This window comes from Colwellia sp. M166, assembly GCF_024585285.1.
Classification (GTDB): domain Bacteria; phylum Pseudomonadota; class Gammaproteobacteria; order Enterobacterales; family Alteromonadaceae; genus Cognaticolwellia.
The window spans coordinates 4028872-4044959 of sequence record NZ_CP040755.1 but is presented as its reverse complement, the minus strand read 5'-3'; the positions used below and the strand labels follow the sequence as shown (position 1 = coordinate 4044959).

The 16088-nt window shown below is 38.7% G+C and carries 14 protein-coding genes and 1 other RNA gene; 10 read left to right on the top strand and 5 right to left on the bottom strand.

Annotated features, from left to right (window positions below; translation table 11 throughout):
• Positions 1–70 precede the first annotated feature (70 nt).
• The 3 genes from ubiH to FGD67_RS18255 all read right to left on the bottom strand — a co-directional run bounded on the left by ubiH (position 71) and on the right by FGD67_RS18255 (position 3451).
• Positions 71–1321 carry a 2-octaprenyl-6-methoxyphenyl hydroxylase gene (gene ubiH, locus FGD67_RS18265; RefSeq protein WP_257172477.1) on the bottom strand — a complete coding sequence of 417 codons (1251 nt, stop codon included), beginning with the start codon at positions 1319–1321 and terminating at the stop codon, positions 71–73.
• A gap of 146 nt (positions 1322–1467) precedes the next feature.
• Positions 1468–2808, bottom strand: coding sequence for a Xaa-Pro aminopeptidase (gene pepP, locus FGD67_RS18260; protein WP_257172476.1), 1341 nt, complete (start codon positions 2806–2808; stop codon positions 1468–1470).
• A 73-nt stretch (positions 2809–2881) separates the two neighbouring features.
• On the bottom strand, positions 2882–3451 hold the full coding sequence (locus tag FGD67_RS18255) for a UPF0149 family protein (RefSeq protein WP_257172475.1): 570 nt from the start codon (positions 3449–3451) through the stop codon (positions 2882–2884).
• Positions 3452–3687: 236 nt separating this feature from the next.
• Between FGD67_RS18255 and FGD67_RS18250 the strand changes: the two genes are divergently transcribed.
• The 4 genes from FGD67_RS18250 (at position 3688) to metK (ending at position 7467) form a co-directional block, all read left to right on the top strand.
• Positions 3688–3993, top strand: coding sequence for a cell division protein ZapA (locus FGD67_RS18250; protein WP_257172474.1), 306 nt, complete (start codon positions 3688–3690; stop codon positions 3991–3993).
• 140 nt (positions 3994–4133) lie between these two features.
• A non-coding RNA gene (ssrS, locus tag FGD67_RS18245) (6S RNA) lies at positions 4134–4314 on the top strand.
• Positions 4315–5242: 928 nt separating this feature from the next.
• Positions 5243–6097 (top strand): glutamate racemase, encoded by an 855-nt coding sequence (gene murI / locus FGD67_RS18240; protein ID WP_257172473.1) that lies wholly within the window; start codon positions 5243–5245, stop codon positions 6095–6097.
• Positions 6098–6279: 182 nt separating this feature from the next.
• The gene (gene metK / locus FGD67_RS18235) at positions 6280–7467 is read left to right on the top strand and encodes a methionine adenosyltransferase (RefSeq protein ID WP_257172472.1); all 1188 of its coding nucleotides are present in this window, start codon (positions 6280–6282) and stop codon (positions 7465–7467) included.
• 164 nt (positions 7468–7631) lie between these two features.
• Here the strand turns inward: metK and FGD67_RS18230 are convergent, their stop codons facing one another.
• Both FGD67_RS18230 and FGD67_RS18225 read right to left on the bottom strand, forming a co-directional pair.
• Positions 7632–8555, bottom strand: a complete 924-nt coding sequence (locus tag FGD67_RS18230) for a universal stress protein (RefSeq protein WP_257172471.1) — start codon at positions 8553–8555, stop codon at positions 7632–7634.
• 206 nt (positions 8556–8761) lie between these two features.
• Positions 8762–9325 carry an ECF-type sigma factor gene (locus tag FGD67_RS18225; RefSeq protein ID WP_257172470.1) on the bottom strand — a complete coding sequence of 188 codons (564 nt, stop codon included), beginning with the start codon at positions 9323–9325 and terminating at the stop codon, positions 8762–8764.
• Positions 9326–9448: 123 nt separating this feature from the next.
• On the opposite strand from FGD67_RS18225, the gene FGD67_RS18220 reads away from it, so the two are divergent.
• The 6 genes from FGD67_RS18220 (at position 9449) to ruvX (ending at position 16052) form a co-directional block, all read left to right on the top strand.
• Positions 9449–12097: a serine/threonine-protein kinase gene (locus FGD67_RS18220; RefSeq protein ID WP_257172469.1), complete on the top strand. Its 2649-nt coding sequence runs from the start codon at positions 9449–9451 to the stop codon at positions 12095–12097.
• A gap of 292 nt (positions 12098–12389) precedes the next feature.
• A complete protein-coding gene (locus FGD67_RS18215; protein ID WP_257172468.1) occupies positions 12390–12806 on the top strand; it encodes a hypothetical protein in 417 nt (138 codons plus the stop codon).
• Positions 12807–13238: 432 nt separating this feature from the next.
• Positions 13239–13985, top strand: coding sequence for a 16S rRNA (uracil(1498)-N(3))-methyltransferase (gene rsmE, locus FGD67_RS18210; RefSeq protein WP_257172467.1), 747 nt, complete (start codon positions 13239–13241; stop codon positions 13983–13985).
• Between the two features lie 50 nt (positions 13986–14035).
• Positions 14036–14989 carry a glutathione synthase gene (gene gshB / locus FGD67_RS18205; protein ID WP_257172466.1) on the top strand — a complete coding sequence of 318 codons (954 nt, stop codon included), beginning with the start codon at positions 14036–14038 and terminating at the stop codon, positions 14987–14989.
• A 71-nt stretch (positions 14990–15060) separates the two neighbouring features.
• Positions 15061–15615, top strand: coding sequence for a YqgE/AlgH family protein (locus FGD67_RS18200; RefSeq protein WP_257172465.1), 555 nt, complete (start codon positions 15061–15063; stop codon positions 15613–15615).
• Positions 15615–16052 (top strand): Holliday junction resolvase RuvX, encoded by a 438-nt coding sequence (ruvX, locus tag FGD67_RS18195; protein ID WP_257172464.1) that lies wholly within the window; start codon positions 15615–15617, stop codon positions 16050–16052. The genes FGD67_RS18200 and ruvX overlap by 1 nt, the downstream gene beginning before the upstream one ends.
• The last annotated feature ends 36 nt before the right edge of the window (positions 16053–16088 follow it).

Below are 16088 nucleotides of genomic sequence, written 5' to 3'. Positions count from 1 at the left end.
TAATTCTAATAGCCCGACGGGCTTTTTAGTTGTCGCACTTAGCTTATAACTGGCGGCTAAAAGCTGGCTGCTAATAACCCATGGTTTTCTTCACCAAGGCGTTTTTCAACATCGGCACATAATTCAATACTTTCAAGCCAATATTACGCCCTGCAACTAATAGCGGTAATTGGTTGGAAAACAAGGTCACTAATGAGTCGGTTAAGCTGATCACTTGTTGTTGGTCTTGCTGTCGAGCCTTGGCATATTGCATTAAATTAGCAAACGAGCCAATGTCTTGTTGGCTCTCTAAAGCATTTTTGATCACTTGAGTCATATCACTGACATCACGTAAACCTAAGTTAAAACCTTGTCCGGCAATCGGGTGTATGGTGTGTGAAGCGTTGCCAATTAAGGCCATGCGATGATAAACCTGCTCGCTCGCTTGCACTAATTTTAACGGATAAACCACCCGTTTGCCGACATGCGTTATCTTACCCAGCCAATGACCAAAAGCTTGCCCTAGCTGCTCAGCAAATTCATCATCTGACAAATTTATCATTTTTTGGGCTAACGCTGGCGTTAACGTCCATACCAATGAACAACGTCCTTGATGTTGTTGATTAGCATTTGGCGATAGCGGTAACATGGCAATTGGGCCAGTTTCGGTGAAACGCTCGTAAGCAATATTATTATGTTGATGAGCGGTAGCGACATTGGCAATTAATGCCGATTGTTGATAATCACGGCTGGTGGTCGCAATATTGGCAAACTTGCGACAAGGTGACTGCACACCATCACAAGCTAACAATAGCGCTGTGGTTAACTTAATTCCCGAACTTAACGCAATATTGACTTGCTCGCTTTGCCATTGCACATTTTCAATGCTGTCAGGAGTAAACCAAGTAATGTGTTTTTTTGTTGCTAAGGCTTTTAATAAAGCCGCACCAATAACCGACATTTCAGCGACATAACCTAGCGCGTCAACTTGTTGATGTTTTGCATATAATCGAGCTTTGCCATAATGACCACGGTCTGAAATATGAATATTTTGAATTGGCTCAGCGTATTGATACAAATACTGCCATGCTCCAACTTCAGTTAAATAAGCGGCACTACCATGTGATAAAGCTAATACCCGATCATCGAAGCTACGTGACGGATCAGTTAAGATCGGATTCGCTTCAATAATCGCTATTTTCAGTGCGGCTTGCTGCGAAGTAACTAAAGTGGATAAACTCAGTGCCATTAGTGCGCCCGATAAACCGCCGCCCGAAATAACCACATCAAAGTGCTTAGCCGTATTAGCAGTAACCTTGTCTTTATTTACGCTTGTGTTCATCGTTAACCTTTAATTTTTATACTGCTTTAGCGTTTTTTTGTTACTTTAGCCTTATTAACAACAGGCATAATTAACCCTAAGCTTATCTTTTGATCAGGTTTATCACTTTGTTTTTAATCAACTGATTTGTTTGCAATAAAAAACAGTTACTTCGACATCAGTGTTTCAATTTCTGCAATGGTTTTCGGTGCATTAACGGTTAAGTTTTCAAAGCCTGTAGGCGTTACTGCAATATTGTCTTCAATTCGTACGCCAATACCACGCCATTTTTCATCAACACTTTGATCGGTTAATGGGATATAAATACCCGGTTCAATGGTCATCACCATGCCCGTAGCAAAAGGTCGATGTTGTTCACGTTGCTGATTTGAGTGATAGTCACCGACATCATGCACATCGAGTCCTAGCCAGTGTCCTAAGCCATGAATAAAATACTTTTTGCAGGCTTTTTGTGCCAACAACTCACTTAGGTCACCGGTTAAAATACCTAAGTCATATAAGCCTTGGGTTAAAAAACCACCAACAAGACGGTTTAATTCTGCAAAGGTTTGCTGTGGTTTTATCGCCTCGATAGCAAGATTTTGACTGTCGAGCACGAGTTGATAAATTAACGCTTGTGGCTCAGTAAACTTACCACTGATTGGAAAAGTACGCGTAATATCGGCGGCATAGCCCGCCAATTCGCCGCCGGCATCAATAAGCAGTAAATCACCATTATTTAGCGCGTCATCATTATCGGTATAGTGCAAAATATTGGCGTTATCACCACCGGCAACAATAGTGCCATACGCTGGGTAACGGGCACCGTTGGAGGCAAATTCATGTAGTAGTTCTGCCTCAATTTGATATTCAAACTTACCGGCTTGGGTTTGCAACATTGCGCGTTGATGAGCAGCACCACTGATCACGTTAACTTGTCGCATAATATCAAGCTCTGCTGATGATTTGTGCAAACGCATTTCATCAATCAGTTCGCTACAATCAATTAAAGATTTTGGTGCTTTAACACCGCTGCGAGCAGACTTTCTAACTTGGCTCAACCAATTTAGCACTTGTTGTTGAAATTCAGTCAGTTCTGGTTGGCAAATCAATACTGCACTTTTGCCCGCAATTAATGGCAACAGTTGCTCATCGACTTCTGCTAAGTTAAAACAGCTATCAACTTGATAATCAATCACGGCTTGTTTTTGACCGACTCGTCGGCCATGCCAGATTTCTTGCAGTTGATCTTTCTCTCGAGAAAATAAAATACTTTGCGCAGACCTTGATTGCCCGTTTTTGACTAATGCCAAAATAGCATCGGGTTCATTAAAACCCGTTAAGTAGTAAAAATGCTTACTTTGGCAAAAGGGGTATTCGGTATCATTACTGCGGGTAACTTCTTTACCCGCCGAAATGAGCGCTATGCTGTTGGCTGGCATTTGCGCTATAAAATCGCTTCTGCGCTGACAAAATTCAGCAACAGGTAGTAGCGTGTTTTTGATCATAGTTACCAGCTCACTGTTTTTATAGTTGGTGGGTAGCTTAAAGATAAATAACTAAACGTTTTAGTCGCTAGTGCTAATGCAGCGTTGCCGAGTTATCTTTTAGCTCAGGTGCGGCACCTAATTCGGTAAAACAAAGTAAGGCAGAAATTCTGACGTATTCAGCAATTTCAAAATAGGCTTGCTCGGTGTCTTCATTTTCTTCGACTTCATCTGACAAATTGGCAATTTCACCAAAGTCGGTCAGTACTTCTTTGACATCTTCAGACAGTGTGGCATTTTTATTTTGTTGTAAACCAAAGCCTAAATTAAAACCTTGTACCCATTTACCTAGGGCATGGCCACGTTCAACAATTGAGTCGTCATCATCAGGTAGCATTAATTGAAAGCTATAAGAATCATCAAGAATTTTTTGCCAAATATCACTGTAAATATCTTTAACTAAGCTTTTAACGCTAGCAGGCAAGCCTTCGGCATTATTAAGCATGTCATTAACCATAGCGACATAATCGTTACTTTCAAACTCAAAACCTGCCGCAATTAAGCCAGTAAGCACACCATGAATTTCAGCAGCGTGCGCCTCAATACCTTCGCTAGTTAAAATTGCTTGTACAGAGGGAAAATCTAAAGTGGTGCTATCAGCCATAAAAATATCAATTCAATCGAGGTATATTGTTGACTATCTTAACATCGGCATAGCCTTGATTCCAGAAAAAAACCATAGAGATCACTTGCATAGTGTAACACTCACCGTTATAGTTCCCCCTTATGGGGTACTAAGTTTTGATTATTATTACTTTTCTTGGTATTACAGTCTGTAGTTTAGTATTTCGAGCTATTGTTTGAAAATACTAAAATAATGTTTTTGAGAATAACAACGCGATGAGCCAACACACAGTTACGATAAATGTTGCCAACAAACGATTAAAAATCGCTTGTCCTGCTGGCCATGAATCGGCTTTGTTGCAAGCAGCCGATGAAATTAATAAGCGCTTAGCTCTCGATGTGAAGAAAAGTCCTTCGGCAAAAACCCCTGAGCAAGCTTTGGTGATGATGTCGTTAAACCTTGCCAATGACTTGGTTAAAGCACGAGCTGAGTTAGAGCAAGAACGCGAAAAAATGCAAAGTAAAATTGAACTGCTACAAGCCACAATTGAACTGGCTGTTAATTCCCCTAAAAGCGCATAACTCACCCTCTCGGTATTATTCAATTTTCTAAAAATATGGTTTTTGTTTAAAGAAACTTCAATTTGTTCAAGCATTAAGCAGTCAGGTCTTACAAGTAATAAAAGACTTAATTCGGCTGACATTATTCGCTATAATAACTTCGTCTTCTGGGATGTTTGTTTGTGAACTATGTCCCTGAGCCGATAAGTTTTACCTAAGGAAGTTGATTATTAACTATTGTGCAAGCCCGGCTCGTATCGGGAAGCCTACGGTTAGCATGATATTTCCGCCCTGAACACCCGGTGTTCAGGACTATGTGAGCTGCGGCATTCTGGAAGACATTACTAATTTTTTATTGCTAACAAGCCTTCTGCTTAAAAATATCAATACTATTTCCGCACATCACTAGAAAAGCACCCAGTGTTCAGGACTATCTGAGCTGCGGCATTCTGGAAGACATTACTAATTTTTTATTGCTAACAAGCCTTCTGCTTAAAAATATCAATACTATTTCCGCACATCACTAGAAAAGCACCCGGTGTTCAGGACTATCTGAGCTGCGGCATTCTGGAAGACATTACTAATTTTTTATTGCTAACAAGCCTTCTGCTTAAAAATATCAATACTATTTCCGCACATCACTAGAAAAGCACCCGGTGTTCAGGACTATGTGAGCTGCGGCATTCTGGAAGACATTACTAATTTTTTATTGCTAACAAGCCTTCTGCTTAAAAATATCAATACTATTTCCGCACATCACTAGAAAAGCACCCAGTGTTCAGGACTATCTGAGCTGCGGCATTCTGGAAGACATTACTAATTTTTTATTGCTAACAAGCCTTCTGCTTAAAAATATCAATACTATTTCCGCACATCACTAGAAAAGCACCCGGTGTTCAGGACTATGTGAGCTGCGGCATTCTGGAAGACATTACTAATTTTTTATTGCTAACAAGCCTTCTGCTTAAAAATATCAATACTATTTCCGCACATCACTAGAAAAGCACCCAGTGTTCAGGACTATCTGAGCTGCGGCATTCTGGAAGACATTACTAATTTTTTATTGCTAACAAGCTTTCTGCTTAAAAATATCAATACTATTTCCGCACATCACTAGAAAAGCACCCGGTGTTCAAGATTATCTGAGCTGCGGCATTCTGGAAGACATTACTAACCCTGTGTCTGCTAGAAAAATATATAGATCTCATTTGCCGGTTAATAATATACTTAACAATATTGTTTTCTGTTCACTCTAAGCCGTAGTTATTTAATGCCCCCGCAAAATAAAACCCATACCAAGATAGCGATTTCAAAGCGAGACAGTCTGCAGCAAGTTAATCGTGCTGACCCTATCGGTATTTTTGATTCGGGTGTTGGCGGTTTATCTATTACGCAATGTATTCAACAGCAACTCCCTCATGAGAACTTACTTTATGTGGCGGATACCTTGAATGCCCCCTACGGTGAAAAGTCGACACAATTTATTCAACAGCGAGTTAACGAGATTGCTCAATGGTTTATTGAACGTAAAGTTAAAGCTATTGTTGTTGCTTGTAATACCGCGACCGTTAATGCCATAGATCAGTTACGTAAACACATTTCGATTCCGGTCATTGGCGTAGAGCCCGCGATAAAGCCAGCAGCAAACTTTAGTAAAAACAAGAAAGTCGCTATTCTGGTCACGAAAGCAACGGCAGAAAATCAGCGTTTTCTCACCTTAGTGGCGCAATATCGTAATAACAGTGAAGTCACGATTCAGCCCTGTCCAGGTTTAGTTGAGCTTATTGAGCAAGATAAAAAAAACTCTGTTGAATGCAAACTGATGTTGAGCGCTTATTTGCTGCCGCTTATAACCCAAGGTGTTGATACTATTGTCTTAGGTTGCACGCATTATCCGTTAGTCAAAAGCTTAATTAGTGAAATATGTGGTGACGGTGTACTCATTATGGAGACAGCACAACCCGTCACTGAGCAGTTGCAACGACAATTAGCATTACACCAGCTAATGAATAACAGTAATGACTTAGGTACAACAAGCTTTTATAGCTCTAAACATAGTGCACCACAGCAAGCGCTTTTCAGCCACATTTGGCAACGTCCATTACAATTAAAACACTATCCCTAAAAAATTTAGCGCCACAACATGAACAAAAAGTAATATTTTTTGAGATATAGGAATAAGTTTTGATATAGCTCAAAGACGTTTAGCCATCTAGGCGTAAAAAACTCTAGAAAAGCGATAGGTAAACAGTTAGAATATCGCCATTAAAGCAATTTTTGTTTTTCAATTAATTTTTACGAGGGTTTATGTCTACACACCTTTTTACTTCTGAGTCAGTATCAGAAGGACATCCGGATAAAATTGCCGATCAAATTTCTGATGCGGTTTTAGATGCTATTATTGCCAAAGATAAGCATGCACGTGTTGCTTGTGAAACCATGGTAAAAACTGGTGTTGCCATTATTTCAGGTGAAGTTACTACGTCTGCATGGGTAGATTTAGAAAGAATTACCCGTGATGTTATTTCAGAAATTGGCTACACCTCTTCTGATGTTGGCTTTGATGGTGAAACATGTGGCATCATGAATTTAATTGGCCAACAATCTCCAGAAATAGCTCAAGGTGTTGATCGCGTAAAGCCTGAAGATCAGGGCGCTGGTGACCAAGGTTTAATGTTTGGTTACGCCACCAATGAAACCGAAACTTTAATGCCTGCACCATTATACTATTCTCATCGTTTGGTTGAGCGTCAAGCTGAAGCACGTAAATCAGGTATTTTACCTTGGTTACGTCCTGATGCAAAAAGCCAAGTAACCTTTATCTATGAAGATAACAAGCCTGTCGCTATTGATACTGTTGTGCTTTCAACTCAGCATAATCCTGATATCAAACAAGAAGACTTACATGATGCGGTAATGGAAAACATTATTAAGCATGTTTTGCCTGCAGAGTTGTTAACTAAAGAGACAAAATACCATATTAATCCAACGGGTCGTTTCGTTATCGGTGGCCCAGTGGGCGATTGTGGCTTAACCGGTCGTAAGATTATTGTTGATACCTATGGCGGCATGGCTCGTCATGGTGGTGGGGCATTCTCAGGTAAAGATCCATCAAAAGTTGATCGCAGTGCGGCATACGCTGGTCGTTATGTTGCAAAAAATATTGTTGCGGCTGGTTTAGCTGATCGTTGTGAAATTCAAATTTCATACGCTATCGGCGTTGCTGAGCCTACTTCAATCTCTGTTGATGCCTTTGGCACTGGCAAAGTCTCTGAACAGCGTTTAGTTGAGCTTGTGCGTGAGCATTTTGACTTACGCCCATACGGCATCACTAAAATGTTAGATTTGCTGCACCCAATGTATAAACAAACGGCAGCTTACGGTCACTTTGGTCGCGAACCTTTCGAAATGACCGTCGGTGATGATACTTTCACAGCATTTAGTTGGGAAAAAACCGATAAAGCAGAAGCGCTACGTTTATCTGCTGGTATCTAATAAATATCGCCAAATAGCATTAATATTAAGCATAAAAAAACCGCTCATTGAGCGGTTTTTTTATAACAAATAATCGAGATAAAACAGCCTCATACCAAGTTTATTAAGTTTGTTCCCCCTCAGAAACTTAGTAAAACTGGTATTAATCTATATAAACATTCGCACTACATAGCCAACATCATATTTTCACTATCGGGTTTGATCACAAGTATATCACTAGAGATTTTATCAGTTAAAAACTGCGAACTATCGCCGAGCATTCTATTGAAGAAATGATCATGTTTACAATTACCAATAATTGTTAAACCGACATGAAGCTCATCAGCAGTTTGCGGTATATCATCATCAGGCATTGACTCATTTAGGTGAACAGTACCATTGATATTTGCGTGAGCAGCAACATACTTATTAATTGTTTTCATGTGTTGACGCTTCACCGAAACCCCTTCCCTAAAACCAGAGTCTGCATCATAGTTTATTGCGATAGAAGCTGACTCACCATAATAACAATCCAAGATATGTAATTCGGCTGACTTCAACGGTATTAACTGCTCGCTAGCATCCAAAATAGTATGATTCAATGCTTTATTGGTTTCAGTGTCATCATCAATATCCAAACAGGCAAGAATTTTATATTCAGGTAATTGTGCATTATTTTTTACCAGCCAAACCGGTAACTCGCAATGTCGAGTTAAGTAACGCTCAACTGATAAAGTGAACAAATCAAGGAGATGGTTTTCTTTATGAAAAAGCCTCATCACTAAAGATATTTTATTAGCGTTAATAATTGCAGCGATAGATGTTACCGCTGGCGCTTGCCATGAAATGATAATGTCTAAATCTAGGTCTTCATCAGTCAAGCGATTAAACTTTTCACAAATCAATTGCTGTTGCTGTAAAACAAATAGTGATAAGTCATCTGGCAAGCCACTATCAAATTTTTTGTCATGCACTTCTTTATAAAAAGACCTAAATACCGTTATTTTAACATGGTTCTGTTTGGCTACATCAACCGCACGTTGTAAAACAAAGTTATTAGTATCACTTGAGCTTTCAATCACCAATATATGCTTAAAAATACTATTCATCGCTATCTTCCTTAAAGGTGTCTGCATTTTATCGTTACTATCTATAGAAGCGAAAAACCAGCTCTATATGCGACATTTAATTTTCTAGCGTTGGAGTTATACCAAGTTTATTAAGTTTGTTCCCACTCAGAAACTTAGTAAAATTGGTATTATGACTTGCTCACGTAACATTAGCGTACTTGACGGATGTGGGAAATAGCGAAGTATTAATGAAGGGTTAGTGTGTGGCTTAGCCATGCTTTGGCTAATTGGGCATTTCTTTCAACTGTTTTTTTAGAGATCTCAAACAGGTCAGCTATTTCTTGAGTTTTTAAGCCAGCAAAAAACTGCAAATGTAATATATCAGCCTTGCGTTGATCAAACATGGCCAAAGAACTAAGTGCTTCGTCTAACTCAATCATATCGTCAGAGAAGTAGCTGGGTTGTTGATGCTCATGGAGGGTTAGCAACTTAGCACCATCGCCTCGTTTGGTTGCTTTTTTCATTTTGGCATAATCAACAAGAATTCTACGCATAATACGGCTAGCTAAGTTGAAGAAATGAATACGGTCATGATAATTCACTTTCACATGCATAAGCTCAAGAAAAGCTTCATTTACTAATGCTGTGGCTTGTAATGTATGGCCTCTACCCTCTTTACTCATTTGCTTTGCTGCTAAACGATGCAATTCATGACTGACAAACTCACTTACTTTATCCAAAGCATGTTTCTCACCTGCTTGCCAATCTCTTAGCAAACGAGTGATTTCAGCTGAATTATCTCTATTCATAAACTTTCACAATCATGTTTTTCGTCTAGTATTTAACCAGTATACCGTAATTTCAATTTTTCGCCGGCGCATAACAAAAGACATAGCAAAAGATAAATGAAAATACAGGGATAAATTAAGGTTATGGATAAAATAACATGGCGTTTAATAGAGGATATTTTCAATCAAGCTATCAAGCTGCCTAAAGCACAACAATCAGCCTATATTACGCAAGCGTGTGGTACAGATACCGAGCTATTTCATAAAGTAAAATCACTATTAGATAATCAAAACAACGCCACCAAAATTTATGATGTGATCTCGAAAACCGCGGCTAATTTTTTTACGTTACAAGAGAGCCTCATTGGCCAAAACATTGGCAATTATCGCGTCATTAAATCTTTAGCTAAAGGTGGTATGGGCAGCGTGTTTTTAGCTGAGCGTGCCGACCAACAGTATCAACAACAAGTAGCTATCAAACTTATTAATACACAACTTGCCGACAAACAAACCCAAAACGCTTTTCGCACCGAACGGCAGATACTGGCTAATTTACAGCATGCAAACATTTCTCGGTTGTTAGATGGCGGTACTTTAGATAATAATATGCCTTATTTGGTGATGGAATACGTTAAAGGCGAGCCCATCAATAGCTATTGCCATAACAACAATTTGTCATTAAAAGCACGACTAACACTATTTAAAAAAGTTTGCCACGTCGTGCAATATGCACATCAAAACCTTATCATTCACTGTGATTTAAAACCTTCAAATATATTAATTACAGCAACTGGCGAGGTGAAGTTACTCGACTTTGGTATTTCGAAATTAATTGTTCAACAAAGTAGCGGTGATAACGAAGAAAACCCCTTACCCACCCACGCTTATAGCTTAGCTTATTCAAGCCCTGAACAAATAAGGTGTGAGCCAGTGTCGATCATGGCTGACATTTACGCTTTAGGTGTTGTACTTTTTGAAATGCTTACTCAGCAAAGACCTTTCGATTTAAATAATAAAAATCTTACCGAGTCAAAAAATTTGCTTATGAATGTCGAGCCTTTGCTCGCCAGTGTGGCCCTAAAAGCGGCATCAACAGCCGATTCGACAAACAAAATAACAGCAAGCCAACTCTGCGGGGATATTGATGCGATTATCAACAAGGCCTTAGAAAAATCAGCCACTTTAAGGTATCAATCTGCAAGCCAATTTGCTGATGATATTAATAATTTTCTTAACTGCCAACTCGTTACCGCAAGAGTTAGTCCACGGTCATTAAAGTTAGTAAAACTATTTAAGCGCAATAAAACCATTAGCCTAACTTCTTTATTACTTTTTAGCGCTATTGTTAGCTTTAGCACAACCTTATGGCTACAGTCGATTCAGTTAACCAAAGAGCGAGATCGCTCAGCACTTACCTTATCATTCTTTACTGATATGTTTAACGAATTAGATCCCAACAAAGAAAAGGGCCAAAACGTACTTGTTAGAGAGGTGTTAGACAAAACCAGTACAGCGCTTAACAATACGGAACATTCATTGAAGCAGCATCCAGACTCTGAAGCGATTATTCGCAGTGTGATCGGTAATATCTATTTAGAGTTAGGCATGCTCTTACCTGCCGAACAACACTTACATGGCGCTATGTCGTTATTTCAGCAACAAGCATTAACGCATTCGCCAGCCTATTTAAACTTGCTAATACAGCTTACTCGTTTGTACGCAGTACAGTTTGAGCACAAAAAATCACTGACGATTATTTATCAGTCGCTAGCACTTAGTAAAGAACTATATGGTGATAATGCGCCGCACACATTGGGTATCATGAGTAACCTCGCTGGGTATTTAAACATGCAAGGCGATCATCACGCCGCAAAAACCTTATTTGAAGAAGTTTACCTAGAACGTTTAAAAACGCTGGGCGAAGAGCATATTGATACTATCGCCACCCTGAAAAACATCGGGATTGTTTATCACTGGTTAGGAGAGTATGACAAAGCCAATGAATATTATCGCAATGCCTATCACTTATTGGTTAAAACCAAAGGCGAAAAACACCCGGCAAGTTTTAGCATCTTGAGTCTTATTGGTTCGGTATTACAAACCATGGGACAATACCAACAAGCCTTACCTATTATTAAACAACATATTGAAATAGCGACAGTTGTTTTAGGCGAAAATCACCATGAAGTACTACGTTCTATGCACAACTTAGCTGATGTCTATAAGGGCTTAGGTCAATTAACACCTGCAGAGACTTTATTCAGAAAGGTATTGAAAAAGCGTCAAGAACACTTGGGCAGCACCCATATTGAAACACTGCAAACACAAAAAAAACTGGCTAAATTACTCAATAAAACCGGAGGAGCAAGCAAGCTTGAAGAAGCATTAGCGTTAGCATTAAGTACCGTTAATACGAATACAAACAAGCTCGGTGAAGCGCATCCTGATACGCTCAGTTCTTTACAAACACTCGCTAATGTTTATCTTTCTCAGCAACAGCATGATAAGGCAAGAAAGCTATATCTGAAAATTTTGGCAATAAGAGATAATAGCAATGAATACCAAAACCATCCAAGCTCGATTACTATTTATCTTAACCTCGCGAGTATTGATATTAACAATAATAAAATAACCTCAGCTGAAAAAATGTTTAAGCAAGCGATCTTAATTGCAGAAAAACACCCAAAATTGCATCAACAAGATATCAAGCAGAGTGCTTTAAAATTTATTGAATATTATCGAAGCCAGAATAACGAGACAAAAGTACAAGACTTTCAAATTCATCTAATTTGAACTTAACTCCGATAACAATCAGCTATTGATATTAAGGCCTGTTTTTAAACAAACCATAACTTAAATTAAATAAATGCTAATTGCTATAACAATAGCTAAGCTTTGTTTAAATACCCTGCTATGACGCCATTTGAGGGCAAAGCATAACAACTAAAACCCTATTCAATAACCAAACTGATACAGATAAAATCTTAAGTAATAAAAAACAAATCATTAAATTTTGTAAGAAAAACTGAGTTCGGTGGTCTATTAAATTAGTTTTTATCAATTATTAATATTTCAAGGAACTTTTATGGCTCAACCATTATCGTCGGATGTAGAAAATCGTTTGCAGTGGTCATTACTATCACTGCGACTAGGTGTTTTTGTTGTTATGTTCATGTGGACACTGGACAAATTTGTTAATCCTGGTCACGGCACACGCATTTTTGAAAAATTCTATGGTTTAGGTGGTTCAAGTGAAACCATTATCTACGTATTAGGTGCATTACAACTGGTATTAGTTTTCGCATTTCTCTTTGGTTTTAAAAAGCGTATCTCATACGGTCTTATCTTTTTAATACACGGTGGTTCAACATTATCAGCTTACGCACAATATTTAGATGGCTTTAAGCATTTGTTATTTTTTGCTGCATGGCCAATGTGGGCAGCATGTTTTGCCCTATACTTATTACGTGATCAAGATACTAAGTTCACTATAGATAAGTAATATATAAAAATGGATTAGCGGGCTTTTAATACCACTGAAAAGGCCTGTTAACTCCTTATTTCATTAGTAAAACTCGACGTATACACTCTCAACAGCTAGCATTAGATGGTAAATAAAGCAGGATAAGTCATTGCTGACATCACATTCACAGCATTAAAGCTAAAAATAACCTCCCCTCACCAGCTTATCTAGCGAAAAATAATAGCAACAGATCTCAGTGAAAATAATAACGCCTAACAGTTATAATATAAGCCGTTGACAAAATAATGTAATATTTTTCTTTAAACAATTGAATTCTCGATGAGTTGCCCTTATTTACAATCTATATTAAGAGCAATAGCCGGTAAGTAATTTAAAAAATATTACGGCTAACCTTATCAATTGTATTATTGCTAACCCAACAACCTCAAATGATCACTATGGAAACTTTTTATGCGTAATCCTCGTATTTATCAAGCACAGGCATTTGAAGTCGGTCAAACGCAAGCATTAAACGATGATGCTTTTGGCCATACCGTACGAGTATTACGCCTTAAAGATGGTGACGACATCACTTTATTTAATGGTATAGCAGAGCAGCAAAGCTATTACGAATACCAAGCAAAACTTTGTAATGTCGGTAAAAAACGTGCTGATATTGAAATTATTGCAAAAAATAAAGTCGAGAATGAATCACCGCTTAATATTCATTTAGGCCAAGGTATTTCACGCGGTGAACGTATGGACTTTACCTTACAAAAATCAGTTGAGTTGGGTGTGAATACTATCACCCCTATTTTTACTGAACGCTGTGGTGTAAAGCTTACCGGTGAGCGTTTAGAGAAAAAGCATGAGCAATGGCAAAAAATAGTCATCAGTGCTTGTGAACAAAGTGGTCGATGTGCGGTCCCTATTGTAGCAGCACCGATTTATCTCGATGATTGGTTACAGCAAGACAGTTCAGCTTTAAAGTTAAATTTACATCCCCGAGCTCAGCATTCAATTATGAGTCTGCCGATTGAGAACAATCGTGTACGCTTGCTGATAGGTCCTGAGGGTGGTTTAAGTGACGATGAAATTGCCAATGCTAATAGCGCAGGCTTTCACGATGTATTACTTGGACCTCGTGTACTAAGAACAGAAACAGCGGCTTTAACAGCAATCACCGCCTTGCAATGTCGCTACGGTGACTTAACCTAGCTTCAAGGCATAAAGCACTTATCAAAACATTAAGACAATTAGGAAAAAATATGAGCATAAAAATTGGCGTTGTAATGGACCCTATTTCCGAGGTCAAAGTAAAAAAAGACTCTTCAATGGCAATGATGCTTGAAGCGCAAGCGCGTGGTTATGAAATTTATTACATGGAGATGCAAGATCTCTATTTAGAACAAGGTGTCTGTCGAGCAACTGCCGCGAAAGTAAAAGTATTTGATGACCCACAACATTGGTATGAACTCGATGCACGTGAAGATATCAATGTCGCTGATTTAGATGCGGTATTAATGCGTAAAGATCCGCCATTTGATACTGAGTTTATTTATGCCACATATATGCTAGAACGAGCAGAAGTTGCGGGAACGCTCATTGTTAACAAACCACAAAGTTTACGTGATTGTAATGAAAAATTATTTACTGCTTGGTTTCCAGAATTAACGCCAAAAACGTTAGTCACACGCAACAATCAGAAAATTAGAGAGTTTCATAAAGAAAACAAAGATATTATTATTAAACCATTAGATGGTATGGGCGGTTCGTCTATTTTCCGTATTGGTGAAAATGATCCTAATGTGGGGGTTATTCTTGAAACTTTAACCGCTCATTCAACACAATATGCTATGGTTCAAGAGTACATGCCTGAAATTGTTGACGGTGATAAGCGTATTTTAATCGTCAATGGTGAACCAATGCCATATTGCTTAGCCCGTATTCCTGCCCAAGGAGAAACTCGTGGTAATTTAGCGGCTGGTGGTCGCGGTGAAGCTCGTCCATTAAGTGCTAGCGATAAACTCATTGCTGAAACGATAGCGCCAGAATTGAAAAAACGTGGTTTATACTTTGTTGGTTTAGATGTCATCGGCGATAAAGTCACTGAAATCAATGTCACTAGCCCAACCTGTATTCGCGAAATTGAAGCAGCATACCCGATAAATATTAGCGGTAAATTAATGGATGCCATTGAGCAAAACATTAAAAAACGCTAAATCTGATATTAATATTGACGCTAAAGATGAGCTTCTTTAGCCTATTTCCCTTTGATTATTGAGGTATATTTATGGATAGTTTTGAAAATCAACTCTTGATTGCTATGCCCAGTTTAGACGACTCCTACTTTAATAAAACTGTCACCTATATCTGTGAGCATAACGCTGAAGGTGCGATGGGATTAATTATTAATTTACCTATCGACATCACGTTAAATGAATTACTGATACAAATTGACCAAGCCAAAGAAGACACCCCAGAGCTTGCTCAACAAGTATTAACCGGTGGACCGGTATCACAAGATAGAGGCTTTGTGTTACATAGCACACAATCTGGCTGGAGTAGTTCGTTGGCCTTAAGCAGTGATGTAATGATCACAACATCAAAAGATATTTTAATGGCACTCGGTACAGAAGATGCACCTGAAAAATATATGGTCACGCTTGGCTATGCCGGTTGGGGGCCAGGCCAATTAGAGGAAGAAATCAAAGCTAATTCTTGGTTATTAACCCCTGCAGATGACACCATTATTTTTGATACGCCCATCGAACAACGGTGGAAAAAAGCCACTGAAAAGTTAGGTATTAATATTGCTCATCTCTCCAGTGAAATAGGACATGCATAATGGTAAGTAAAGCAGCTATCGGGCAGCGAACAATCATAGGTTTTGATTTTGGTAAAAAGTATATTGGTGTCGCCATTGGTCAAGAATTAACCGGCTCAGCCTCTCCTTTAGGCTCAATAAAAGCACGTGATGGTATTCCTGATTGGGATGGCATGACTAAATTTATCAATGAATGGCAGCCTGACTTTATTGTGGTGGGTTTACCTCTCAACATGGACGGTAGTGAGCAACAACTTACCCGCGATGCAAAAAAATTCGGTAATCGCGTTGCTGGCCGATTTGGCATTAAAGTAGAGTTTCAAGATGAGCGCTTAACCACAGCAACAGCCAAAGAAGTTTTATTTGCTGAAGGTGGTTATCGTAACCTTAAAAAAGACAATATTGACGCGGCATCTGCAAAATTAATTATAGAAAGTTACTTTGAAAATCAATATTAAGCATTTGAACGGTTATTACCCGACACTCTTAGCAAC

Coding starts and splice junctions, on each gene's coding strand:
- FGD67_RS18230 (WP_257172471.1), bottom strand. CDS start 8,555: ATGAATAGTATTTTTAAGCATATATTGGTGATTGAAAGCTCAAGTGAT.
- FGD67_RS18250 (WP_257172474.1), top strand. CDS start 3,688: ATGAGCCAACACACAGTTACGATAAATGTTGCCAACAAACGATTAAAA.
- ubiH (WP_257172477.1), bottom strand. CDS start 1,321: ATGAACACAAGCGTAAATAAAGACAAGGTTACTGCTAATACGGCTAAG.
- FGD67_RS18220 (WP_257172469.1), top strand. CDS start 9,449: ATGGATAAAATAACATGGCGTTTAATAGAGGATATTTTCAATCAAGCT.
- ruvX (WP_257172464.1), top strand. CDS start 15,615: ATGGTAAGTAAAGCAGCTATCGGGCAGCGAACAATCATAGGTTTTGAT.
- FGD67_RS18225 (WP_257172470.1), bottom strand. CDS start 9,325: ATGAATAGAGATAATTCAGCTGAAATCACTCGTTTGCTAAGAGATTGG.
- pepP (WP_257172476.1), bottom strand. CDS start 2,808: ATGATCAAAAACACGCTACTACCTGTTGCTGAATTTTGTCAGCGCAGA.
- FGD67_RS18200 (WP_257172465.1), top strand. CDS start 15,061: ATGGATAGTTTTGAAAATCAACTCTTGATTGCTATGCCCAGTTTAGAC.
- FGD67_RS18215 (WP_257172468.1), top strand. CDS start 12,390: ATGGCTCAACCATTATCGTCGGATGTAGAAAATCGTTTGCAGTGGTCA.
- FGD67_RS18255 (WP_257172475.1), bottom strand. CDS start 3,451: ATGGCTGATAGCACCACTTTAGATTTTCCCTCTGTACAAGCAATTTTA.
- gshB (WP_257172466.1), top strand. CDS start 14,036: ATGAGCATAAAAATTGGCGTTGTAATGGACCCTATTTCCGAGGTCAAA.
- murI (WP_257172473.1), top strand. CDS start 5,243: ATGCCCCCGCAAAATAAAACCCATACCAAGATAGCGATTTCAAAGCGA.
- rsmE (WP_257172467.1), top strand. CDS start 13,239: ATGCGTAATCCTCGTATTTATCAAGCACAGGCATTTGAAGTCGGTCAA.
- metK (WP_257172472.1), top strand. CDS start 6,280: ATGTCTACACACCTTTTTACTTCTGAGTCAGTATCAGAAGGACATCCG.